The following is a 21,388-nucleotide window of genomic DNA, read 5'->3' on the forward strand; positions in this document are numbered from 1 at the left end:
TGGCGCCGAAACGCCAGCGCCGGATTTAGGGGCGCTTCATCTGGCACGACGTGGGCGTGCTGGCCACGTAGGGCTCGTAGTACTTCAGCGGCACGAAGGTGTAGCCGGTATTTTCCGAGTCGATGGGGTACTTGCCGCCGGCCTTTTCCCACTTGGAAATGAACAGGCCCTGCTGCAACTGGTGGTCGGTCTTGCGCATCTCGACTTCCCCGTTGAAGCTCTTGAACTTCATGCCTTCAAACGCTGCGGCCACCTTGACAGGGTCGGTGGACTTGGCTTTCACGAAACCTTCGGACAGCATGGTGAAGGCGTGGTACACGGCGCCGGTGTACATGTCGTCGTTGAACTTCTTCTTGTAGTCCACCACGATCTTGTTGAGCTCGCCCGGCAGGTTCATGTGGGCGTAAGCCACCATGTAAACGCGGCCTGCAGCGGCAGAGCCCATGGCAGTGGGGCTGCCGGTGACGGAGCCGTAGTAGGTGTAGAAGTTGACGTTGTTCAGGCCCGCGTCGTTGGCGGCCTTGATCAGCAGTGCCAGGTCAGAACCCCAGTTGCCGGTGATCACGCTGTCAGCGCCCGACGCCTTGATCTTGGCGATGTAGGGCGAGAAGTCGCGCACCTGGGCCAGGGGGTGCAGGTCGTCACCCACAAACTGCACGTCGGGGCGCTTACGCTGCATCATCTCCTTGGCAAACTTGGAGACCTGGTGGCCGTGCGAGTAGTTCTGGTTGATCAGGTAGACCTTCTTGACCTCTGGCAGGTCCTTCATGTAGGTCGTCAGCGCTTCCATCTTCATGGAGGTGTCTGCATCCAGACGGAAGTGCCAGTAGCTGCACTTGCTGTTGGTGAGGTCTGGGTCCACGGCAGCGTAGTTCAGGAACAGGACTTCCTTGCCGGGATTGCGTGCGTTGTGCTTTTCGAGCGCGTCCATGATGGCCAGTGCGGGGCCAGAGCCGTTGCCCTGCACCACGTAGCGCGCACCCTGGTCCATGGCCGAGCGCAGGGCGCTGGTGGTTTCCTGCGGGCTGAGTTTGTTGTCGATGCCGATGATTTCAAATTTGACGCCGGCAGGGTTCTTCTTGTTGAACTCTTCAGCGATGAACTGGAAGCTCTTGAGCTGGTTCGTTCCCACGGCCGCCATCAGGCCAGACAGGGGGTCGAGCCAGGCGATTTTGACCGTCTCGCCCTTTTGAGCGAAGGCCCCGCCAGCGCTTGCCAAGATTACCGAGGCTGCTACAGCCTTAATAGCGAACTTCATGCTTTTGTCTCCTTGTAAATCGACACAACGCAGCGTACCGCGTTGCAACAAAGCGATGCTCAGGGATTGCCCCTACCAGCGTCGCACACGTGACTGGCGCTGCGCTCCCCCGAGCGCGCACCAGCCTGGGGCAGTGCAAAAAATGGCGCTCGCAAGCGATGCGCACACATGCATTGCCCCACCCTGATCACAGGCCGGGAAGCTTGTAATCCTTGAGCTGCTCACGCAGCTTGGTCTTGAGCATCTTGCCGGTGGCACCGAGCGGAATGGCATCGACAAACACCACGTCGTCAGGGATCTGCCACTTGGCCGTCTTGCCTTCGTAGAAGGCCAGCAGCGCTTCGCGCGTCACCTCTGCGCCAGGCCGCTTGACCACGGCCACGATGGGGCGCTCGTCCCACTTGGGATGCGGCATACCCACACACGCTGCCATGGCAATGGCGGGATGGGCCATCGCAATGTTCTCGATGTCGATGGAGCTGATCCATTCGCCACCGGACTTGATCACGTCCTTGCTGCGGTCGGTGATCTGCATGAAGCCGTCGGCGTCGATGGTGGCCACGTCACCCGTGGGGAACCAGCCCCTGCCCTGCGCGTCGCGCACCAGCGGGTCACCGCCCTCGCCCTTGAAGTAGCTGCCCACGATCCAGGGGCCCTTGACCAGCAGGTCGCCATAGGTCTTGCCGTCCCAGGGCAGCTCGTTGCCGTCGCCACCCACGATCTTCATGTCCACACCATAGATCGCACGGCCCTGCTTTTGCAGGATCTTCATCTGCTCGTCCTTGGACATGACGAGGTGTTTGTTCTTCAGCGTGCACAGCGTTCCCAGCGGGCTCATCTCGGTCATGCCCCAGGCGTGCAGCACCTCCACACCGTAGTCTTCCTTGAAAGCGTGGATCATGGCGGGCGGGCAAGCCGATCCGCCGATCACCGTGCGGCGCAGTGTGGAGAACTTGAGGCCCGCAGGCTTCATGTGGCCCAGCATCATCTGCCACACGGTGGGCACGCCCGCCGCGTAGCTGACCTTCTCCGCTTCGATCAATTCGTAGATCGACTTGCCATCCATCGCCGGGCCGGGGAACACCAGCTTGCAGCCAGTGAGCGCGGCCGAGTACGGAATGCCCCAGGCATTGACGTGGAACATGGGCACCACGGGCAGCACCGAGTCGCGGGCCGAGAGGCACATGACATCAGGCAGCGCCGCAGCGTAGGCGTGCAGCGTGGTGGAGCGGTGGCTGTACAGCGCGGCCTTGGGGTTGCCTGTGGTGCCGCTGGTGTAGCACATGCTCGATGCAGAGTTCTCATCGAACTCAGGCCATGCGTAGTCCGAAGACTGCGCGCCAATCCAGGCTTCGTAGCTGGTCAGGCCAGGGATGCCGGTGTCGGCCGGCAGCTTGTCGGCATCGCACAGGGCGACCCATTTCTTGACGGTGGGGCATTTGGCGTGCACCGCCTGCACCAGGGGCAGGAAGGTGGTGTCAAAGCACATCACCTGGTCTTCTGCGTGGTTGATGATCCAGGCGATCTGGTCGGGGTGCAGGCGTGGATTGACGGTGTGCAGCACGCGGCCCGATCCGCTCACGCCGAAATACATCTCCATGTGGCGATAGCCGTTCCAGGCCAGCGTGGCCACCCGGTCGCTGAACTGGAGCTTCAGGTCATCCAGCGCGTTGGCCAGGCGGCGGGCACGTGCGGCGAGGTCGCGGTACGTGTAGCGATGGATGTCCCCCTCCACCCGTCGGGACACGATTTCGGCGTCGCCGTGGTGGCGCTCTGCGAATTCGATCAGCGACGAAATCAGCAACGGTTGACTCTGCATCAAGCCCAGCATGAATACTCCTTGGATGTTGTAGTGAATGGAACGGTCATCGTAGCGCGCGTATCGGCGTCCGGGTGTCGCCCGCGTCGTGCCCCCGCACGCCGCTGGGATGAACCCACACACGCCGCACCACCGCACTGGCATGGCATCGGCGGCGGCATGGTTGCGCTGTCGGTGGCCTCCGTGAACCGCAGCGGAGTGTGCGCCCGGCGGGCATGGCTGCCAACACTTGTCGTCCCACTGACAAAGGGCAAGGGAATACCCTGAACCGCTGGCACCGCTGCAGCGACAATCGGGCCCATGCTTTGCGCTGCCCCTTCTGCCCAACGATTCATTGCCGCCCAGCCCTGGTTCGCGGGCCTGCCTGCTGCCATGCAGGAGCGGCTGCGCGAAGAGGTGTTTGCCGAGCAGGCCGACAAGGGCGCGGTGATGATGCCCGCCGGCAGCGCCGTGCGGGGCTGGCATGCCGTGCTGTCGGGTCTGGTGATGCTGCAGAGCCCCACCAGCAAGGGCCGGTCGTCCGCCTTCATCGGCGTGCCTGACGGTGAATGGTTTGGCGAGGGCTCGGCCATGAAGCCCGAGCCCCGCCGGTACCACGTGGTGGCACTGCGCCCCACCACCCTGCTGTGCCTGCCCCTGCCGCTGTTTGCCACGCTGCGCGAGACCAGCCTGGCGTTCAACCAGTTCCTGGTGCTGCATCTGAATATGCGGCTGGGCCAGGCCATGACCATCATCGAAGCCGGGCGCACCCAGTCCACCGAGCACCGCGTGGCGCTGTACCTCAGCCGCCTATTCTGGCGCAGCACCCGGCGGCTCAACCTCACGCAGGAAGAGCTGGGCCAGCTCGTGGGCCTGTCGCGGCAGACCGTGAACAAAGTGCTGCAGTCGCTGGAGGGCATGGGCATTGTGTCGCTGGACTTCGGGCGCGTGGCCATCGTGGACGACGAGGCGCTGAACGCATACCTCGCCGCCACGGCCGCGCGCTGACCCTGCGCATTCGGCCGAGGTCTGTTCGACATCTGCAGCACGCGGGTCATTGCACGCTCAGGCGCACCGCCTTCTGGTCTGCATCAAAGATGAACTTGCGGGGCCAGGGCTGCCAGGTCTGGCCCAGCGTGGCGTTGTTGGGATCGCCGGTGTGCACAAAGGCGCGCAGGCTGTCCATCATGGCCCGCGACAGGACCAGGCGCCCCGGCTGGTTGGCGGTGCTGTTGGTCGCCTTCGCAAACACCGAGGGACCGAAGTTGCCAAACACAAAGGGCAGGTCGAACGCATGGGCCGCGCCGTACACATCGTTCCATGGTGCGGGCTGCTGGGCCCAGTTGAACTGGTAGTTCCACACATTGCTCTGCTGGCTGCGCAGGGCGTTCAGCAGGTTGTCGCGGCTGGCGCCAATGAACACATTGCCCAGCAGCTGGGTGCGTGCGTTGTAGCCCGTGCCCGGGGCTGTCACCGGCAGGTAGGACGCATCCAGAATGTCCGCCGCAGTGAGGGTGGTGGGGGCATCAGGGTCGAAGCGCTGCATCATCGCAAAGCGCTCTGCATCGCCGATCTTCATGCCGGGCTTGCCGCCCAGCAGCACCAGGAACGGGGCAAACAGCTTGCCCTCCTCGGCCGTGTAGCCGGACAACACAGGCACTTTCTGATAGCGGCCCGCAGAAATCTCCGTGATCGGATCGGCCGGAACCACCACACCGTCCGGGATCGGGCCAGAACCTGTCAGCCCCTTTGCCAGCACCGTCTGCAAGACGACCCGCGCATCCTTGCCACGCAGGTAACTGGCCACCTGCGCGGGGGGCCAGCTGGCCACCAGGGTCTGGGCTTCGGGCAGGCCAGGTGCCAGGCCATCGGCCACGGCCAGATGCGCCAGCAACTGGCTGGCCTGTGTGGCGTAGCGGGAGACCGGGTTGAGCGTGGGGATGGACCCGGCAGGCAGGTTCGACGCCAAGGAGATCCCGCCACTGATCGGTACCAATTTGTGGAACAGCCCCGTAGCCTGCGGCGCGGTCAGCAGCGCCAAGGCATTGATGGCCCCCGCCGACTGCCCCATCAACGTGACGTTGCCCGCATCGCCGCCAAACCGGGCGATGTTGCCCTGGACGAACCGCAGCGCCTGCACGACGTCCAGCAGCGCGTAGTTGCCGGTATAGGTGCTGCCGCCTCCGCTGCTTCCACTGCCGTTGTTGCCGGCATGCAGGGCGGGCAACTGCAGATACCCCAGCACATCCAGCCGGTAGTTGGCTGTGACCACGATGGCATTGGCCGACTTGGCCAGCGCGGCGCCGTCGTACACCGGGTCGGCGGTGTAGCCCGAGATGGCACTGCCCCCGTGGATAAAGACCAGCACTGGCAGGTTGTCCTGCACGGTGGCCGGACGCCAGATGTTGAGGGTCAGGCAGTCTTCGCTGCCCAGCGGGGTGTTCAGCGTCTGGCCAATCGTGTCGTCAAAGCGGTTGTTGGCCCCGGGTCCGTAAATGCGGCCCATCTGCAGGCACGCACTACCAAACCGGGTGGCGCTGCGCTCGCCCGTCCAGGCGGCGGGCTCCGCGGGCGGCTGCCAGCGCAGGGCCCCGACAGGGGGTTGTGCGTAGGGAACACCCTTCCAGGCATAAGTGCCGCTGGTGGTGCTGTCATCCGTGCCGCGCACCATGCCATAGCGGGTTTCGCGCAGTTCGGGCGGCGTACCGCCAGAACCACCACACGCCGTGGTCATCACAGCGGCGAGGCATGCTGCGCCCCAGCGCAGGCTCTTTGCAAAATAGGCCATGTTGTTTGTCTCCTTCGGGGTTTTCAGGAATGGGGCGGGCCTGCAGAACGCATCACACTCGCGCCTGGAACCGACCTCGGCGCCGATTGTGGAAACGCCCGGCCCACAACCCACTATCGCAACCGCACCAAAACAGTGACTTCAGAACACCACCCGCGCGTAAACCCTGAGACTGGGGCTTGCCCATGAACCCATTGCCGCAGCGCACAAGCTCTGCCGCCTGGGTGCGCGGCATTGCGGAGCTGTTTGCAGCCGAAGGACTGCCGGTGCAAGCCCTGTGCGCGCAGGCCGACATCGACCTGCAGAGCCTGCAGCACCCCCACACCCGCGTGGATGTGGACCGCGTCAGCCGCTTGTGGGAGGCCGCAGCCCAGCACTACGATCGCCCGGGGCTCGGCCTGGACCGCCAGCTGGCCGCGCGCTACGGCAAGCTGGATCTGGTCGGCCACGCACTGGCCTCGGGGCCCAACCTTCTCGAAGGCTTCAGGCACCTGGACCGGCACATGGCGCTGATCTCGGACGCCACCACGTTCTCGATGGAGCGAGACCCACGCGGTTACTGGGTGGTGCTCAACCACATCGGCGCCTCGCGCCCCATACCGCGACAGCGGGTGGAGTTTGCGGTGCTGACCCTGCTAACGCTGTGCGATTGGCTCACCCGGCGCGACCTCACGCCCCTGGCTGTGGAGCTGGTCACCCCAGCGCCAGCCGACGACACGCGGCACCGCGCGGCATTTGGCGTACCCCCCCGCTTTGGCCAGCCAGTGAATCGCTTTCTGATGGCCGAAGCCGACCTGCTGCAACCCATTCCCACCCACAACCCGAGCCTGTGGGCGCTGCACGAACAACTGGTGGAGGCGGAGCTGGGACAACTGGGCCCGTTGGGCCAGTCGCTGGTCAGCGCCAAGGTGCGCACCGAGATATCGCGCATGCTGCACCTCGGTGAACCCCGGCGCGAGGACGTGGCTGCGCGCCTGCACCTCACCGATCGCACCTTGCAGCGCCGGCTGCAGGCAGAGTCGGTGAGTTTTCAGCAACTTCTGGACGACACCCGCAGCGAGCTGGCACGCCAATACCTGGCCGACCCGCGCCGCAGCCTGGCCGAGGTGGCGGACCAGCTGGGTTTCAGCGACCAGAGCAACCTGTTTCGGGCCTGCAAGCGCTGGTTTGGCATGCCCCCAGGCCAATACCGCCAGCAGCTGCTGCAGCCTGCGTCAGGCCCGGCCTGCCTGACGGCGGCAGCGTTGTTGTAGCGGTCGCGGTGCAGGACCTACCCGCCCTGCCATGGCCCTGTGGGCGCCGGGGCATCCGGCCTGCGAGACAATCCAGCCCATGACCCTGACTGCCGACAGCGACGCCCACACCGACCTCGGCCTCGCCTGGGACCACCGCTTTGCCGCGCTGGGCACCGACTTTTTCACCGAACTGCGCCCCACCCCTCTGCCCACGCCCCATTGGGTAGGCACCAGCCCCGCCGTGGCGCAACTGCTCGGGCTGGATGAAGCCGCGTTGCGCAGCGATGAGGCCCTGCAGGCCTTCACCGGCAACCGCCTGCTGGCAGGCTCGCGCCCCCTGGCCAGCGTGTACAGCGGACACCAGTTTGGCGTCTGGGCCGGTCAGCTGGGCGATGGGCGCGCCATCTTGCTCGGGGAGACGGCTACGGGGTGGGAGGTCCAGCTCAAGGGTGCAGGCCGCACGCCCTACTCTCGCATGGGCGACGGCCGTGCGGTATTGCGCTCCAGCATCCGCGAGTTTTTGTGCAGCGAAGCCATGCACGGACTGGGTGTGCCGACATCGCGCGCGCTGTGCATCACCGGCTCTCCCGCGCACGTCCGCCGCGAAGAAATCGAGACCGCTGCCGTCGTCACCCGCGTGGCACGCAGCTTTGTGCGTTTTGGTCATTTCGAGCACTTTGCTGCCAACGGCCAGGAGGCCGCGCTGCAAACGCTGGCCGACTACGTCATTGACCGCTACTACCCCGAATGCCGGGACAGCACCGACCTGGCAGGCAACCCGTACGCCGCCCTGCTGCAGGCCGTGAGCGAGCGCACCGCACGCCTCATGGCGCAGTGGCAGGCGGTCGGCTTTTGCCATGGGGTGATGAACACTGACAATATGAGCATCCTGGGCCTGACGATTGACTACGGGCCGTTCCAGTTTCTCGACGCGTTTGTGCCCGGCCACGTGTGCAACCACAGCGACTCGCAAGGCCGTTACGCCTACAACCGCCAGCCCAATGTGGCGTACTGGAACCTGTTTTGCCTGGCGCAGGCGCTGCTGCCCCTGATCGGCGACCAGGAACTGGCCAAGCAGGCCCTGGAGTCTTACAAGACGGTTTTCCCCGAGGCCTTCATGGCCCGCATGCGCGCCAAGCTGGGGCTGCGGGAGGCCAGCGACGGCGATGGCGCGCTCATCGACGGCATCTTGCTGCTGCTGGCCCAGAACCGGGTGGACTACCCCATCTTCTGGCGCCGCCTGTCGCAGGCCGTGGGCACCCAAGACATGGAGCCCGTGCGCGACCTGTTTGTAGACCGTGCTGGCCTGGACCAATGGCTGCTACTATATTCAGAGCACTCAAGGCATATGGATGTAGCGCATCAAGTCGATTTGATGCTCAAAACCAATCCCAAGTTCGTGCTGCGCAACCACCTGGGCGAACAGGCCATTCGTGCGGCGAAACTTGGCGACTTCGGTGAACTCCAAACCCTGCAGCGGCTGCTGGAGCGCCCGTTTGACGAGCACCCGGGGCATGACGCCTACGCCGCCTTCCCGCCCGACTGGGCGTCTTCCATCGAGATCAGCTGTTCATCATGACCCATCCCATCCAGAAGACTGACGCCGAATGGCAAGCCGTGCTGCGCGAAAAAGGCGCAGAACCCGTGGCCTTCCAGGTCACGCGCCATGCCGCCACCGAGCGCCCCTTCACCGGTAAGTACGAAGCCCACTGGGCCGACGGCAGCTACCACTGCGTCTGCTGCGGCGCCAAGCTGTTTGACTCGGTCACCAAGTTTGACGCGGGCTGCGGCTGGCCCAGCTTTTCCGAAGCCCTCCCCGGCGCCATCACCGAAATCGTGGACCGCAGCCATGGCATGGTCCGCACCGAAACGGTGTGTGCACAATGCGGGGCGCACCTGGGCCACGTGTTTGAAGATGGCCCAGCGCCCACCGGGTTGCGGTATTGCATGAACTCGGCCTCGCTGGACTTCGAGTCCGGCGACCGCTGAAGCCCGGGACTCCTTGCTGACTCCATGAAAATTCTGATCGACTTTTTCCCCATCCTGCTGTTCTTCGGGGCCTACAAGTTCTACGGCATCTACGTAGGCACCGCCGTGCTCATGGCGGCCACGGCCTTGCAGATGGCCATCATCTACGCCATCGACCGGCGCCTGCAGACCATGCACAAGGTCACCCTGGTGCTGATCCTGCTGTTTGGCACGCTCACGCTGGTGCTGCAGGACGACCGGTTCATCAAATGGAAACCCACAGTGCTCTATGGCGCTATGTCGGTGGCCCTGGCGGTGGCGCTCTGGGCGCTCAAAAAGAATTTCCTCAAGATGCTGCTGGGCAGCCAGCTGGACTTGCCCGACGCCGTATGGCAGCGGCTGAACGTGGCCTGGATCATCTACTGCGCCTTCATGTCCGCCATCAACGCGTACGTGGTAATGAACTTCAGCACCGAAGCCTGGGTGGACTTCAAGCTGTGGGGCTATGCGTTTCCGCTGGTCTTCCTGGTGGCCCAGGGCATCTACATTGCGCCCCACCTCAAGGGCGACGAGCCCACCACCTGAACGAGTGTGAAGCCCATGAACTCCATCGCAGACCAGATGCACCAGACACTGGCCGACCGCCTCACCCCCAGCCACCTGGAGGTGCTGGACGAAAGCGCCGCCCACGCAGGCCATGCGGGCGCCAACGGCACGGGATTTGGCACCCATTTTCGGGTGCGAATTTCGTCACCTTTCTTTACAGGACGCTCCCGGGTAGCCCAACACCGCCTTGTGTATGATGCGCTGCAAGAATTTATTGACCAAGGCGTTCACGCCCTCGCCATTGAAGTTCTCTGAGCCGGCCCCAAGTCAACATCTGCCGGATTTCAGTCGGCAAACAACCCCTCATTTTTTGGATTCCGCATGAAGAAACAGCTCCTGTCCGGCCTCGTCGCCGCTGCCGTGCTGGGCACGTTGGCCCTGCCCGTTTCCGCCCAGAATGTCGCCATTGTTAACGGCAAGGCAGTTCCCAAGGAGCGCGTCGAGGCGCTCAAGCAGCAGGTCGAACGCTCGGGCCGCCCCGTGACGCCCGACATCGAAGGCCAGATCAAGGAAGAAGTCATTGCCCGTGAAATCTTCATGCAGGAAGCTCAGAAGCGCGGCCTGGAAACCTCGGCAGACTACAAGGCCCAGCTGGACCTGGCACGCCAGGCCATCCTGATCCGCGAACTGTTCGCCGACTTCCAGAAGACGAACCCCGTCACCGACGCTGAAATCCAGGCCGAATACGACAAGTTCGTGGCAGCCAACAGCGGCAAGGAATACAAGGCCCGCCACATCCTGGTGGAAAAGGAAGCCGACGCCAAGGCCATCATCGCGTCCATCAAGAAGGGCGCCAAGTTTGAAGACATCGCCAAGAAGCAATCCAAGGACCCAGGCTCCGGCGCCAAGGGCGGCGACCTCGACTGGGCCAACCCATCGAGCTACGTGAGCGAATTCACCGAAGCGCTGGTCAAGCTCGAAAAGGGCAAGATGACAGAGACGCCCGTGAAGAGCCAGTTTGGCTGGCACATCATCCGCCTGGACGATGTGCGCCAGGCAGAGCTGCCCAAGCTCGAAGAAGTCAAGCCCCAAGTGGCGCAGCAACTGCAGCAGCAAAAGCTGGCCAAGTTCCAGGAAGACCTGCGCGCCAAGGCCAAGGTGGAATAAGCCACTCGGCCCCCCAGCCGTCATGGCCACAAAAAACGCGACCTCGGTCGCGTTTTTTTATGGCTCGGCCTGTTTAGCAAGGCCAGACAGTTCGACGAGGCTCAGGTCCGCCCCATCAGCCACACCACAGCCATCAGCAGGCCGATCATCACCGGTTGGTGGAGCATGTAATAGCTCAGGCTCCATCGCCCCAGTGTCGCCAGAGGCCGCACCACCACGGGTAGCGGCCATTGCAACCAGCCCCTGCGCGCGCGCATGGCCCATTGACCTGCAGCGAGCCCCCACCAGAGCACACCCAACCATGGCAACACGGGCACATAGTCTTCCGTGAACGGCTTGCGGGACACCAACCCCAGCCAATTCAGGGCTCGCCCATTGAACCAGGGTGCGGCATCGGCCCATACCCCCGCCAGAAGCTGCTGCGCAGCCCACGACAAGGCCACCGCCACCAGTCCGGCCAGCCACAGCCAGCGCCCCCACCCTGCCGTACAGCGCGCAATGAGCAACATCACCGCCACGCCATGCAGCACACCGAAATAGATGAAGCTGGCCGGAAACATCACAAACGACCCCGCGGACACCAGCAACGCACACCCGGCGATCTGCACCCAGCGGCGCCCAAACCGGTGCCAGCCCTGTCCCTGATGCAACGCAATGGCCTGGCCCAGTCCCGCGCAAAACAGGAAAAGACTCACGATGAAGGTGCGCTGCGTGGTCCAGAACGGATCCACACGAAAGTTCTGTGACCACAAGCCGAAGTGGCTCAGATCAAAACAGAAGTGGAACACCGTCATCCACACCATGGCTACTCCCCTCAGAGCATCGACCGCGTCGTATCGCTGCACTGCAGGCAGGGCAAGTGCTTCGGACTGGGGCAACGGTGCGGCAGCGGCTTTAGAGAGCACAGAGAAGGTCATGGAGATACCAGCAAGCACCGTGCGCGGTAAACGGCAGGGGCGGTGCAAATGGGAGCCAACCGGCGATGGCCACAATGGTACGTAGATTCCGCGAGCCTGCTGGAAGCGAAGGCGGTGAATAGCCCATTTCCGCTCGCCACCGAGACCCCGATCGCCCGATCGCCTCTGCGTTGAAAGGCACCAGGCGGGGCAATAAAAAAGGCCTTGCAGCATTTGCTGCAAGGCCTTCAAACATTGGTCGGAGCGGCGGGATTCGAACTCGCGACCCTCTGCTCCCAAAGCAGATGCGCTACCAGGCTGCGCTACGCTCCGACAGCTCGTATTCTAACCCGCCAATTCCCCTGTTTTTGGCTCATCGCCTGCTTTTTTGACTTTTTTTAGAAAGTAGCAGGGCGAAGAGATCGCAGGAGGGAGCGGTCGCGCGAACGCGACGTGGCAAGAGACGAACCAGAAAAAACTAGAAAACCGCCTCGGTCTGCCACGGACCGAAAACGGAAAGATCAGCGGCTGGAGGAAGGGCCAGGACCGCGACCGGCGAGGTGGCGGAACGTGATGCGGCCCTTGGTCAGGTCGTAAGGCGACATCTCCAGGGACACTTTGTCACCAGCCAGGATACGGATGTGGTGCTTGCGCATCTTGCCGCCGGTGTAGGCAATCAGTTGGTGGCCGTTGTCCAGCGTGACGCGAAATCGCGAGTCGGGCAAGACTTCCGTGACGGAGCCCTGCATTTCAATGAGTTCTTCTTTGGCCATGTGTTTCTCTATCTCTTCAAAGCAAATGTTCTGTGGTCGGCGCCTGAGCGGTTTTATTGCATTCACCACGGCAGCTGCAGCGTTGTCGAAACTCGACACACGGTGCATGGCGGGCGGTGGGAGTCGCTGCACCCAGGGCGCAGATCAGGCAGAGGGCCGGGAGACGGCTTCAATGAACAGGCGTCAGCGCTGTGCAAAGCCTGTCAATTGTACCGCGACAAGCCGTGTTTTGCCTATGGGACACCCGGTCTGCCCTGTGGCGCGGGCGCAGCGCTCGCAGCCAGAACCTCGAAAACCATCCGCTATCGGCCTTGCACCGCCGAGGCCAGGGTGCGCACGAGGTCGGTCTGGGTGATGATGCCAACGAGGTGATCTACATCATCCACGATGGGAATGTGATGGTGTCCGCCCTGCGAAAAGAGCGGCACAAGATCCATCGCATGCTGGGCCGAGCGCGCCACCTGGACAGGGTGGGACATGATCTCGCCCACTGCCTGGGGTTGCCCACCACGCCCCATGACCAGTGTGCGCAACCGCTGCCCAAGCCCTTCATGGGTGTCCAGGTTGGCTAGCCGCATGAAGTCGGCCACCGTCACGATACCGATCACCTGGCGCTGCGCATCCACCACCGGCAGCGCCTTGATTTGCTGCAAACGCATCAGAGCCCACGCCTCCTTCAGCGACACGCCGGCCTCCACAGCGTGAGGCGGACTGGACATGATGTCCGCGCAGCGCAACTCTCCCAGGGTTCTCTGGAAAGCTGCACGGCCCGCCAGGTGCAACAACCCCTCTAAATCTGCCCGGCTCACGTCGAGCACCTGGTTGTAATGGGCCAGCGCCGCATCGACATCCGACGCAGTGAAAGCGCCCTGGCTTGTTGCCACCCGCGGCGTGACACGCTGAGGATGTGGGTAGCGACGGCCTGTCAAACCGTTGTAGACCACGGCGGCGATCAACAGGAGTACGACGTTGAACAACACCGGGAATGCCGCAAGGTGCCACCCATCGCCAGAGGTCAACACCACGTACAACGCCATGGCCCCACCCGGAGGATGCAGACAACGCAATGGCACCATGAGCGCGATGGCCAGCCCCACTGCCACCGCCCCCGCCAGAGCCTTGTCCGGAATCAACGCACAGCAGACCGCCCCCACCAGCGCCGACAAGGTGCTGCCACCCAACACTGGCCAGGGCTGCGCCAGCGGGCTGGAGGGCATGCCAAACACCAGCACGGCACTGGCGCCCAGAGAAGCCACCATCCACGGCCCAGTGCCATTCCCCTGGGCCCACCAGCGGCTGAGCCATGCCGTGAGCAGCACACCGATCACCGCGCCCACCACAAAGCGCAGGCGCTCTTTGCCATCAATACCCAGCGGGGCGGGCCAGAAATGCCGCAGCCATTCGGCCAGGCGCGCCACCAATGGCGGCCGGGACGGTACAGAAGGAGAAAGGTCGGAGGGGGAAGAAGGAGGCATACAGAATAAAAATGCGGATGCAACCGCAAGCTGCATCAACTCGGCGCAGACTGGATGGTGGCGGGCGCCGTGCAGTTAACACTGCTATCACCCCGGCAAGACGTCCTTCCATATGCGACGGGGCCGATGATCAGTCCGCGATTGTGCAGGTAGAGCCATGCTGCAGGAGCGCGAGAGGTCATCGGTCCGTTGGAACACCTCCGGGCACCGGTCGGCGCCGCTACCGCCTCCCTGCTGGAAACTACCTAGAACGCAGGCTCAAATCGGCCACCCGAATCCAAAAAACACGATCTATACTGCACAAAAATTTAATACATGCATTTTAATTCATGTTTCAAAGTTACCCTATGGCTGCGGCAGCCATCAACGTTCGCAGCCATGTCACGCGGATTCGTCAGGCCTCTAGCAGCGAAGACAGAGAACCCACGGACGCCACGACCCATGCACGTGGAACCGCACGCCAGCACCGGTACGGGTAACCCATAGGTATTCACCACCGAACGCTTGCAGTAAATTACTTTAAGCCTAAACAAAGGAGACAAGCCCCATGACCACCCGCCGCCTCGTCATCAGCCGCAGTGCCGCCCTCGTTGGCGCAGCATCCACGGGCCTGCTGCTGCCCTCCATCGTGCGTGCTCAAAGCGGCAAGGTGCGCGTGGGGTTCATGTTGCCCTACACCGGCACCTTTGCCCAGCTGGGTGTGGCCATCGAAAACGGCGTGCGCCTGGCCATCGACCAGCAAGGCGGCAAGCTCGGCGGCCGCGAGATCGAATGGTTCAAGGTCGATGACGAGTCCGAGCCCAGCAAGGGCGTGGAAAACGCCAGCAAGCTGGTCCAGCGCGACAAGGTGGATGTGCTGATTGGCACTGTGCACTCGGGCGTGCAGATGGGCATCCAGAAGGTGGCGCGCGACACCGGTGTGCTCAACCTCATCCCCAACGCGGGCGTGCACGCCGCCACCCGCGCGCTGTGCGCGCCCAATGTATTCCGCACTTCGTTCAGCAACTCCCAACCCACCCTGGCGCTGGGCAAGGCCATGGTCGAAAAAGGCCACAAGAAGGCCGTGTGGATCACCTGGAAGTACGCTGCTGGTGACGAGGCGTTTGAGGGCTTCAAGGAAAGCTACACCAAGGCCGGCGGCACCATCGTCAAGGAGCTGGGCCTGCCCTTCCCCAACGTCGAATTCCAGGCGCTTCTGACCGAGATCGCGGCCCTCAAGCCTGATGCCGTGGCCTGCTTCTTCGCCGGTGGCGGCGCGGCCAAGTTCATCAAGGACTATGCGGCGGCCGGCCTCAAGGACAAGATTCCGCTGTACGGCTCGGGCTTCCTCACCGAGGGCGTGCTGGACGCTGCCGGCCCCGCGGCCGACGGCATCATCACCACCATGCACTACAGCGATTCGCTGGACACGCCGCGCAACAAGCAGTTCCGCTTGGAATACGCCAAGGCCTTTCGCAGCCAGCCCGACGTGTATGCCGTGCAAGGCTACGACACCGGCCTGCTGCTGGTGCAGGGCGCCAACGCGGTCAAGGGCGACCTTTCTGCCAAACCGGCCGTCATCAAGGCGATGGAAAGCGCAGTCATCGACAGCCCACGCGGCAAGTGGACGATGAGCAAGTCGCACAACCCCGTGCAGGACATCTACCTGCGCCGCGTCGAGAACAAGGAAAACAAGGTGATCGGCGTAGCCGCCAAGGCGCTGGCCGACAGCGGCGCCGGTTGCAGGATGGGATAACACCCCCCTGAGGCGCTGCGCGCCTTCCCCCCGTTCTCGCAGCGCTGCGCGCAGCGTGCAGGGGGACGCAGCCCTCGCTGCGGGGCGGCCCTTGCTCGGCTGCCCTCCATGGGGCCGCGCCAGTTACCAACTCCACGGGCACATCGCCCGCACAAAGCCCCTTTCACCAGTGGCTACCAGCCACATCGGCAGGCCGCCAACATCACCACATTCATGGACTTCGCCACCTTCCTGATCCAGCTGCTCAACAGCGTTCAATACGGCCTGCTGCTGTTCATGTTGGCGGCCGGGCTCACGCTGATCTTCGGGATCATGGGCGTGGTGAACCTGGCGCACGGCAGCTTTTACATGCTGGGGGCTTACCTCGCGTATTCGCTCTCAGGGCATTTCGGCAGCCTGGCGTTGGCCATCGTGGGTGGCGCGCTGCTGTCGGTGGTCTTCGGGCTGGCGCTTGAATGGCTGCTGTTTCGCCACTTCTACCACCGCGACCACCTGGATCAGGTATTGCTGACCTTCGGGCTGATCTACATCTTTGAAGAACTGCGCTCCATCCTGTGGGGCGACGATGTGCACGGCGTGCCCATCCCCCAAATGCTTGACTGGTCGATCCCGCTCACCGACACCCTCTCCTACCCGGTCTACCGGTTGTTCATATCGGGCGTGTGCATCGCGCTGGCTGTGGCGCTGTACCTGCTGATCTCCAAGACGCGTTTGGGCATGAAGATCCGCGCGGGCGCCTTCAACCGCGACATGGCCGAGTCGCTGGGCGTGAACATCAAGCTCATCCATGCCATCGTGTTCGCGCTGGGTGTAGGCCTGGCGGCCGTCGCGGGCATGGTGGCTGCACCGGTGTCCAGCGTGTACCCGAACATGGGCTCGTCGGTCCTCATCATGTGCTTTGTGGTGGTGGTGATTGGTGGCATAGGCTCAGTACGGGGAGCGCTGATTGCGGCGCTGCTGGTGGGCCTGGTCGATACGTTTGGCAAGGTGCTGCTGCCGCAGGCCGCGGGCATGCTGGTCTATATGCTGATGGCGGCCGTGCTGCTGTGGAAACCCGAAGGCCTGTTTAAGCAATGATTACCCCCACGCTCATCACCTCGTGTACCTCGCTACCCCCCAAGGGGGCCTTCGCTGCCTTGGGGCGGCCCGGCGGCCGCTCATGAGCACCCCGCGCGCCAATATCGAAGTGCTGCCGCGCAGCGTGCAGTTCGCCCTGGCACTGGGGCTGGCTGCGTTGCTGCTGTTCCCTGTGGTGGGCACCGACTTTTACGTACAGATGGTCACCCGCATGATGATCATGGCCATCTTTGCCATGAGCCTGGATCTGCTGCAGGGCGTGACCGGACTGGTATCACTGGGCCATGCTGCGTACTTTGGCGTGGCGGGCTACGCCCTGGCCTTTCTCACCCCTGCAGACATGCCGGTCAGCCTGTGGTGGTCGCTGCCGCTGGCCGTGGCTGTGGCCGGCCTGGTGGCACTGGTGATCGGGTTCTTTGTGGTGCGCACCCACGGCATCTACTTCATCATGGTCACCATGGCTTTTGCGCAGATGGTCTTCTACCTGTTCTTCGACAACAAGGTGCTGGGTGGCTCGGACGGGCTGTACATCAACTTCCGGCCCGATGCGTCGCTCTTCGGCTGGCTGCCGTTCGATTTGGAGGGACGCAAGACCTTCTACTACTTCACGCTGGCGCTGGTGGTGCTGGTGTACGTGCTGCTGCGCCGCCTGCTGTGGAGCCCGCTGGGCCGCGCGCTGGCGGGCATCCGCATCAACGAGCACCGCATGCGCGCCATGGGCTTTGGCACACGGGGCTACAAACTCACCGCCTTCACCATCGCTGGGGCGCTGGCAGGCCTGGCCGGTTACCTGTGGGGCGCGCAGACCGGCTATGTGAATCCTGAGCTCATGGGATTTCACATGAGCGCGCACGCCATCATGATGGTCATTCTGGGCGGCATGGGTAACTTCGCAGGTGCCATCGTGGGTGCGTTTGCCTTCGAGTACCTGCTGCACGTGTTCAAGGACATCAGCAAACACTGGCAGCTTCTGATGGGAGGCTTCATCGTGCTGGTGGTGGTGGCCGCGCCGCGCGGGCTGCTGGGCATGTTTGCGCAGCGGAGCGCAGCCAAGGCCTCGGAGGGATCGCACCATGGCTGAAGTCCTGTTGTCTGCACAGAAAGTCACCAAACGCTTCGGCGGCCTGGCTGCCGTCAATGGTGTCTCGGTAGACCTTTGGCGGGGCAAGATCCATGCGGTGATCGGCCCCAATGGCGCTGGCAAGTCCACCCTGACCAACCTGCTCTCGGGCGACCTGCCCCCCACCTCGGGCCAGGTGCTGCTGGGCGGCACCAATGTGACCGGCTGGGCGCCCGAACGCATCTCGCGCCAGGGCCTGGGCCGCAGCTACCAGAAGACCAACATCTTCCTGCCGCTCACTGTGCACGAAAACGTGCGCCTGGCGGCCCAGTCGCGCGATGCACAGCAGCCCTGGAACCCGTTGCGCTGGTGGCAGGACACCCGCTCGGGCACTATCAAAAACAGAGCAACCAGCGCACGTCTTGAAAGCGCTATCGAGCTGTCCGGTCTCAAAGACCGGCGCATGGCCATTGCGGGTGCCATGAGCCACGGCGAGCAGCGCCAGCTGGAAATTGCCATGACCCTGGCCACCGAGCCGCAGGTGCTGCTGCTCGACGAGCCTCTGGCCGGCATGGGGGTGGCCGAGGCCGAACGCATGGTGGAGCTGCTGCAGCGACTCAAGCCTGCCCACGCCATGATGCTGGTCGAGCACGACATGGATGCCGTGTTTGCGCTGGCCGACCGCCTGACGGTGATGGTCAACGGCGAGGTGATTGCGCATGGCACACCGCCCGAGGTACGCGCCGATGCCACCGTGCAGGCCGCCTACCTGGGGGAGGACCACTGAGATGACCACTCCATGGATCGATGCCAAGGGCATCCACACCTTCTACGGCAGCAGCCACATCCTGCACGGCATTGATTTCACCGTGGGCCAGGGCGAGACCATCGGCCTCATGGGCCGCAACGGCATGGGCAAGAGCACCCTGCTCAAGTCGCTGATGGGCCTGGTCAAGCCCCGCTCAGGCAGTGTGGCCGTGGCGGGCCGCGACATGACTGGCAAGCCTCCCTACGAAGTGGCCCGGCTGGGCATTGCCTACGTGCCCGAGGGCCGTGGGATCTTCGGCAACCTGAGCGTGGTCGAGAACCTGCAGATGGCCGCCCGCGCCGGTACGCGCGGCCAGCGCGACTGGACCTACGAGCGCGTGCTGGAGACCTTCCCGCGCCTGAAGGAGCGCCTGGGCCACGGCGGCCAGCAGCTCAGCGGTGGCGAACAGCAGATGCTCACCATCGGCCGCGCGCTGATGACCAACCCCGACGTGCTCATCCTCGACGAAGCCACCGAGGGCCTGGCGCCGCTGATCGCACGCGAGATCTGGCGCATCTGCAGCCTCATCAAGGACAGCGGCATCAGCAGCGTGATCGTGGACAAGAACTGGAAGCACGTCACGCAGATCACCGACCGCAACATCATCCTGGTCAAGGGCCAGGTGGTGTTTGACGGCAGCTCGGACGCACTGCATGCGCAGCCCCTCCTGCTGGAGCAGTACCTCGGGGTATGACCCTGCGCGGGCGATGGCGCACCGCCGATAGAATCGTCCGCTTTCGTCTTTGAGGGGTTCGCCCGTGTCTGATCGCCTGGCAGTTCTGCCGCAATACCTCCTGCCCAAGCAGGCACTGACCACCCTGGCTGGCAAGTTCGCATCGGCCCGCCTTGGCGGCCTCACCACCTCGGTGATCCGCTGGTTCGTGGGTCGCTACAACGTCAACATGGCCGAGGCGGCCAACCCCGACATTGCCAGCTACACGTCGTTCAATGACTTCTTCACGCGGGCGCTCAAGCCCGGCGCCCGCCCGCTGGCCTCAGCCGACCTGATCTGTCCTGTGGACGGTGCGATCAGCCAGTTTGGCCCCATCGCCAAGGACCAGGTTTTCCAGGCCAAGGGGCACACCTACTCCACCACCGCCCTGGTGGGTGGCGATGCGGCCGCCGCAGCCCGTTTTGACAACGGCCACTTCGCCACGCTGTACCTGAGCCCGCGCGACTACCACCGCATCCACATGCCTTGCGCGGGCGAGCTCACGCGCATGGTGCATGTGCCGGGCGACCTGTTTTCGGTCAATCCCACCACGGCACGCGGCGTGCCCGGCCTGTTCGCCCGCAATGAGCGCGTGGTGTGCTTCTTTGAGTCGGCCCAGGGGCCGTTTGTGCTGGTACTCGTGGGCGCCACCATCGTGGGCAGCATGGCCACCGTGTGGCATGGGCAGGTGAACCCGCCGCGCACTGGCACGCTGCGGCAGTGGGACTACGCCAAGGGCCAGGTGAGCCTGCAGCAAGGTGAGGAAATGGGCCGCTTCTTGCTCGGCTCCACCGTGGTGATGCTGTTCCCACAGGGGCCGCTGCAGTTCAACCCGCAGTGGTCGCCCACGCGCCCCATCCAGCTGGGCGAGTCGATGGCGCAGTGCACTGGCGGCTGACCTTCAGCCCATCAGCCCAGTAGCCCTTCGGCCGGGGCGCCGCGCTCACAAACGGTCTGGCGCGCGCGTGAGCCGGAAGGCGGTGGGTGCCAGGTGCAGCGCTTCAGGGTGCACGGGGGATTCATGCCCCACCAGATACACCATGAGAGAGTTTCGGCGCACCACCACATGGCTCACGGTTTCGCGCTGGTGGTTCCATTGCACAAACGCGCCGGGCTTGAACAGGGGCATGTAGTAGTAAGCGGTGGGGTCCATGGGGCGCGGCTCCTCCCGCTACAACGGGCCCTTGCGTGAATGCAGGCCCTGACGGCGGTCCATGGTGGACCGACCAGTTCATACTAGCACCGATCCCTCCCGCCGCGGGGTGCCCATTTCAAACTGTTTGCGCTGCCGCAAAGGCCAGCGTGGCCTGCAGCATGCGGCGCAGGTGCGGCTGAACGCCTGCCGCCACATCGGGCAGATAGTCAAACGGCAAGGCTTCTTGCATGTAGCTGCACTGCGTCATCTCCAGCTGCACCGCGTGGATGTTCTGCGCGGGCTGCCCATAGTGGCGCGTGATGTGCCCGCCCTTGAAGCGACCGTTGAGCACTGCGGTGTAGCCCTGGGCCTCTTTGGCGATGGACAGCAGCTCCTGCGCCAGCGCCGGATCGCAGCTTTCGCCGTTGGCCGTCCCTAGGTTCAGGTCGGTCAGCTTGCCTTCAAAGAAGCGCGGCAGCACCGAGCGGATGGAGTGAGCGTCCCACAGCACCGCCACACCATGCTGCGCGCGGATGCGGTCCAGCTCGGCACGCAGTTGCGCGTGATACGGCACCCAGACGGCATCGCGGCGCGCGGCCACCTCGGCATCATCGGGCACATCGCCCCGGGCATAGATGGGCGTGTCGTCAAACGTATCGACCGGGCACAGGCCGGTGACGCTTTGGCCAGGGTAGAGGCTGGTCCCATCGGGCGGGCGGTTCAGATCGACCACATAGCGCGAGTGCGTGGCCACGAGGATGGACGCGCCCAGGTCCTTGGCGAACGCATAGAGGCGCTCCATGTGCCAGTCGGTGTCGGGCACCTGGCGGGCCTCATCGGTGAAGCGCGCAGCCAGCGCTGGCGGCACGTAGGTGCCCGCATGGGGCATCGACACCAGCAGCGGCGCGGTGCCGGGGTAAAGGACAAAAGGACGTGGAGAGGTATCTGTCATCACAA

21 protein-coding genes and 1 tRNA gene are annotated in these 21,388 nt (G+C 63.9%); 13 read left to right on the plus strand and 9 right to left on the minus strand.

Annotated elements, in window-relative coordinates:
- Positions 1 to 25 precede the first annotated feature (25 nt).
- Both IB236_RS22745 and IB236_RS22750 read right to left on the minus strand, forming a co-directional pair.
- Positions 26 to 1,258, minus strand: coding sequence for a branched-chain amino acid ABC transporter substrate-binding protein (locus IB236_RS22745; RefSeq protein WP_056063523.1), 1,233 nt, complete (start codon positions 1,256 to 1,258; stop codon positions 26 to 28).
- Between the two features lie 187 nt (positions 1,259 to 1,445).
- Positions 1,446 to 3,089, minus strand: a complete 1,644-nt coding sequence (locus tag IB236_RS22750; RefSeq protein WP_099730444.1) for a 3-(methylthio)propionyl-CoA ligase — start codon at positions 3,087 to 3,089, stop codon at positions 1,446 to 1,448.
- Between the two features lie 288 nt (positions 3,090 to 3,377).
- Here IB236_RS22750 and IB236_RS22755 point away from each other — a divergent pair, with 288 nt between their 5' ends.
- Positions 3,378 to 4,064 carry a Crp/Fnr family transcriptional regulator gene (locus tag IB236_RS22755; protein WP_192422313.1) on the plus strand — a complete coding sequence of 229 codons (687 nt, stop codon included), beginning with the start codon at positions 3,378 to 3,380 and terminating at the stop codon, positions 4,062 to 4,064.
- Between the two features lie 46 nt (positions 4,065 to 4,110).
- Here the strand turns inward: IB236_RS22755 and IB236_RS22760 are convergent, their stop codons facing one another.
- Entirely contained in the window at positions 4,111 to 5,844 is a 1,734-nt protein-coding gene (locus tag IB236_RS22760) for a carboxylesterase family protein (RefSeq protein WP_192422314.1), read from the minus strand.
- A 185-nt stretch (positions 5,845 to 6,029) separates the two neighbouring features.
- Here IB236_RS22760 and IB236_RS22765 point away from each other — a divergent pair, with 185 nt between their 5' ends.
- From IB236_RS22765 to IB236_RS22790, 6 genes are all read left to right on the plus strand, one after another.
- Positions 6,030 to 7,097 carry an AraC family transcriptional regulator gene (locus IB236_RS22765; protein WP_192422315.1) on the plus strand — a complete coding sequence of 356 codons (1,068 nt, stop codon included), beginning with the start codon at positions 6,030 to 6,032 and terminating at the stop codon, positions 7,095 to 7,097.
- Between the two features lie 79 nt (positions 7,098 to 7,176).
- On the plus strand, positions 7,177 to 8,658 hold the full coding sequence (locus tag IB236_RS22770) for a YdiU family protein (RefSeq protein WP_192422316.1): 1,482 nt from the start codon (positions 7,177 to 7,179) through the stop codon (positions 8,656 to 8,658).
- Positions 8,655 to 9,068 (plus strand): peptide-methionine (R)-S-oxide reductase MsrB, encoded by a 414-nt coding sequence (msrB, locus tag IB236_RS22775; protein WP_192422317.1) that lies wholly within the window; start codon positions 8,655 to 8,657, stop codon positions 9,066 to 9,068. Before IB236_RS22770 ends, msrB begins: the two co-directional genes overlap by 4 nt.
- A gap of 24 nt (positions 9,069 to 9,092) precedes the next feature.
- The gene (locus IB236_RS22780; RefSeq protein ID WP_056063543.1) at positions 9,093 to 9,632 is read left to right on the plus strand and encodes a septation protein A; all 540 of its coding nucleotides are present in this window, start codon (positions 9,093 to 9,095) and stop codon (positions 9,630 to 9,632) included.
- A gap of 15 nt (positions 9,633 to 9,647) precedes the next feature.
- Positions 9,648 to 9,908, plus strand: coding sequence for a BolA family transcriptional regulator (locus IB236_RS22785; RefSeq protein WP_056746271.1), 261 nt, complete (start codon positions 9,648 to 9,650; stop codon positions 9,906 to 9,908).
- Positions 9,909 to 9,974: 66 nt separating this feature from the next.
- Entirely contained in the window at positions 9,975 to 10,760 is a 786-nt protein-coding gene (locus IB236_RS22790) for a peptidylprolyl isomerase (RefSeq protein ID WP_056063551.1), read from the plus strand.
- Positions 10,761 to 10,861: 101 nt separating this feature from the next.
- Here IB236_RS22790 and IB236_RS22795 read toward each other — a convergent pair whose 3' ends face one another.
- From IB236_RS22795 to IB236_RS22810, 4 genes are all read right to left on the minus strand, one after another.
- Positions 10,862 to 11,677, minus strand: a complete 816-nt coding sequence (locus IB236_RS22795) for a heparan-alpha-glucosaminide N-acetyltransferase (RefSeq protein ID WP_192422318.1) — start codon at positions 11,675 to 11,677, stop codon at positions 10,862 to 10,864.
- 235 nt (positions 11,678 to 11,912) lie between these two features.
- Positions 11,913 to 11,989, minus strand: a tRNA-Pro gene (locus IB236_RS22800).
- A gap of 188 nt (positions 11,990 to 12,177) precedes the next feature.
- On the minus strand, positions 12,178 to 12,429 hold the full coding sequence (infA, locus tag IB236_RS22805; RefSeq protein WP_015014402.1) for a translation initiation factor IF-1: 252 nt from the start codon (positions 12,427 to 12,429) through the stop codon (positions 12,178 to 12,180).
- A gap of 302 nt (positions 12,430 to 12,731) precedes the next feature.
- The gene (locus tag IB236_RS22810) at positions 12,732 to 13,904 is read right to left on the minus strand and encodes an HPP family protein (RefSeq protein WP_121942748.1); all 1,173 of its coding nucleotides are present in this window, start codon (positions 13,902 to 13,904) and stop codon (positions 12,732 to 12,734) included.
- A gap of 547 nt (positions 13,905 to 14,451) precedes the next feature.
- Here IB236_RS22810 and IB236_RS22815 point away from each other — a divergent pair.
- The 6 genes from IB236_RS22815 to asd all read left to right on the plus strand — a co-directional run bounded on the left by IB236_RS22815 (position 14,452) and on the right by asd (position 20,194).
- On the plus strand, positions 14,452 to 15,639 hold the full coding sequence (locus IB236_RS22815; protein ID WP_015014404.1) for an ABC transporter substrate-binding protein: 1,188 nt from the start codon (positions 14,452 to 14,454) through the stop codon (positions 15,637 to 15,639).
- A gap of 213 nt (positions 15,640 to 15,852) precedes the next feature.
- A complete protein-coding gene (locus IB236_RS22820) occupies positions 15,853 to 16,716 on the plus strand; it encodes a branched-chain amino acid ABC transporter permease (protein ID WP_056063561.1) in 864 nt (287 codons plus the stop codon).
- An 82-nt stretch (positions 16,717 to 16,798) separates the two neighbouring features.
- Positions 16,799 to 17,797, plus strand: a complete 999-nt coding sequence (locus IB236_RS22825) for a branched-chain amino acid ABC transporter permease (RefSeq protein WP_192422319.1) — start codon at positions 16,799 to 16,801, stop codon at positions 17,795 to 17,797.
- Positions 17,790 to 18,563: an ABC transporter ATP-binding protein gene (locus tag IB236_RS22830; protein ID WP_192422320.1), complete on the plus strand. Its 774-nt coding sequence runs from the start codon at positions 17,790 to 17,792 to the stop codon at positions 18,561 to 18,563. Before IB236_RS22825 ends, IB236_RS22830 begins: the two co-directional genes overlap by 8 nt.
- A gap of 1 nt (position 18,564) precedes the next feature.
- Positions 18,565 to 19,278, plus strand: a complete 714-nt coding sequence (locus tag IB236_RS22835) for an ABC transporter ATP-binding protein (protein ID WP_056063569.1) — start codon at positions 18,565 to 18,567, stop codon at positions 19,276 to 19,278.
- A 64-nt stretch (positions 19,279 to 19,342) separates the two neighbouring features.
- A complete protein-coding gene (gene asd / locus IB236_RS22840) occupies positions 19,343 to 20,194 on the plus strand; it encodes an archaetidylserine decarboxylase (protein WP_121942744.1) in 852 nt (283 codons plus the stop codon).
- A gap of 45 nt (positions 20,195 to 20,239) precedes the next feature.
- On the opposite strand, the gene IB236_RS22845 is transcribed toward asd, so the two are convergent.
- Together IB236_RS22845 and hutG are read right to left on the minus strand one after the other, a co-directional pair.
- The gene (locus IB236_RS22845) at positions 20,240 to 20,449 is read right to left on the minus strand and encodes a hypothetical protein (protein ID WP_056063577.1); all 210 of its coding nucleotides are present in this window, start codon (positions 20,447 to 20,449) and stop codon (positions 20,240 to 20,242) included.
- Between the two features lie 118 nt (positions 20,450 to 20,567).
- Positions 20,568 to 21,383: an N-formylglutamate deformylase gene (gene hutG / locus IB236_RS22850; protein ID WP_192422321.1), complete on the minus strand. Its 816-nt coding sequence runs from the start codon at positions 21,381 to 21,383 to the stop codon at positions 20,568 to 20,570.
- Between the last annotated feature and the right edge of the window lie 5 nt (positions 21,384 to 21,388).

It is taken from the genome of Acidovorax sp. ACV02, from assembly GCF_014851475.1.
Taxonomy (GTDB): domain Bacteria; phylum Pseudomonadota; class Gammaproteobacteria; order Burkholderiales; family Burkholderiaceae_C; genus Acidovorax; species Acidovorax delafieldii.

What these genes read in the sequence shown, in the direction of transcription:
- IB236_RS22745 (WP_056063523.1), bottom strand. Translation starts at nt 1,258, where the DNA reads ATGAAGTTCGCTATTAAGGCTGTAGCAGCCTCGGTAATCTTGGCAAGC.
- IB236_RS22750 (WP_099730444.1), bottom strand. Translation starts at nt 3,089, where the DNA reads ATGCTGGGCTTGATGCAGAGTCAACCGTTGCTGATTTCGTCGCTGATC.
- IB236_RS22755 (WP_192422313.1), top strand. Translation starts at nt 3,378, where the DNA reads ATGCTTTGCGCTGCCCCTTCTGCCCAACGATTCATTGCCGCCCAGCCC.
- IB236_RS22760 (WP_192422314.1), bottom strand. Translation starts at nt 5,844, where the DNA reads ATGGCCTATTTTGCAAAGAGCCTGCGCTGGGGCGCAGCATGCCTCGCC.
- IB236_RS22765 (WP_192422315.1), top strand. Translation starts at nt 6,030, where the DNA reads ATGAACCCATTGCCGCAGCGCACAAGCTCTGCCGCCTGGGTGCGCGGC.
- IB236_RS22770 (WP_192422316.1), top strand. Translation starts at nt 7,177, where the DNA reads ATGACCCTGACTGCCGACAGCGACGCCCACACCGACCTCGGCCTCGCC.
- msrB (WP_192422317.1), top strand. Translation starts at nt 8,655, where the DNA reads ATGACCCATCCCATCCAGAAGACTGACGCCGAATGGCAAGCCGTGCTG.
- IB236_RS22780 (WP_056063543.1), top strand. Translation starts at nt 9,093, where the DNA reads ATGAAAATTCTGATCGACTTTTTCCCCATCCTGCTGTTCTTCGGGGCC.
- IB236_RS22785 (WP_056746271.1), top strand. Translation starts at nt 9,648, where the DNA reads ATGAACTCCATCGCAGACCAGATGCACCAGACACTGGCCGACCGCCTC.
- IB236_RS22790 (WP_056063551.1), top strand. Translation starts at nt 9,975, where the DNA reads ATGAAGAAACAGCTCCTGTCCGGCCTCGTCGCCGCTGCCGTGCTGGGC.
- IB236_RS22795 (WP_192422318.1), bottom strand. Translation starts at nt 11,677, where the DNA reads ATGACCTTCTCTGTGCTCTCTAAAGCCGCTGCCGCACCGTTGCCCCAG.
- infA (WP_015014402.1), bottom strand. Translation starts at nt 12,429, where the DNA reads ATGGCCAAAGAAGAACTCATTGAAATGCAGGGCTCCGTCACGGAAGTC.
- IB236_RS22810 (WP_121942748.1), bottom strand. Translation starts at nt 13,904, where the DNA reads ATGCCTCCTTCTTCCCCCTCCGACCTTTCTCCTTCTGTACCGTCCCGG.
- IB236_RS22815 (WP_015014404.1), top strand. Translation starts at nt 14,452, where the DNA reads ATGACCACCCGCCGCCTCGTCATCAGCCGCAGTGCCGCCCTCGTTGGC.
- IB236_RS22820 (WP_056063561.1), top strand. Translation starts at nt 15,853, where the DNA reads ATGGACTTCGCCACCTTCCTGATCCAGCTGCTCAACAGCGTTCAATAC.
- IB236_RS22825 (WP_192422319.1), top strand. Translation starts at nt 16,799, where the DNA reads ATGAGCACCCCGCGCGCCAATATCGAAGTGCTGCCGCGCAGCGTGCAG.
- IB236_RS22830 (WP_192422320.1), top strand. Translation starts at nt 17,790, where the DNA reads ATGGCTGAAGTCCTGTTGTCTGCACAGAAAGTCACCAAACGCTTCGGC.
- IB236_RS22835 (WP_056063569.1), top strand. Translation starts at nt 18,565, where the DNA reads ATGACCACTCCATGGATCGATGCCAAGGGCATCCACACCTTCTACGGC.
- IB236_RS22845 (WP_056063577.1), bottom strand. Translation starts at nt 20,449, where the DNA reads ATGGACCCCACCGCTTACTACTACATGCCCCTGTTCAAGCCCGGCGCG.
- hutG (WP_192422321.1), bottom strand. Translation starts at nt 21,383, where the DNA reads ATGACAGATACCTCTCCACGTCCTTTTGTCCTTTACCCCGGCACCGCG.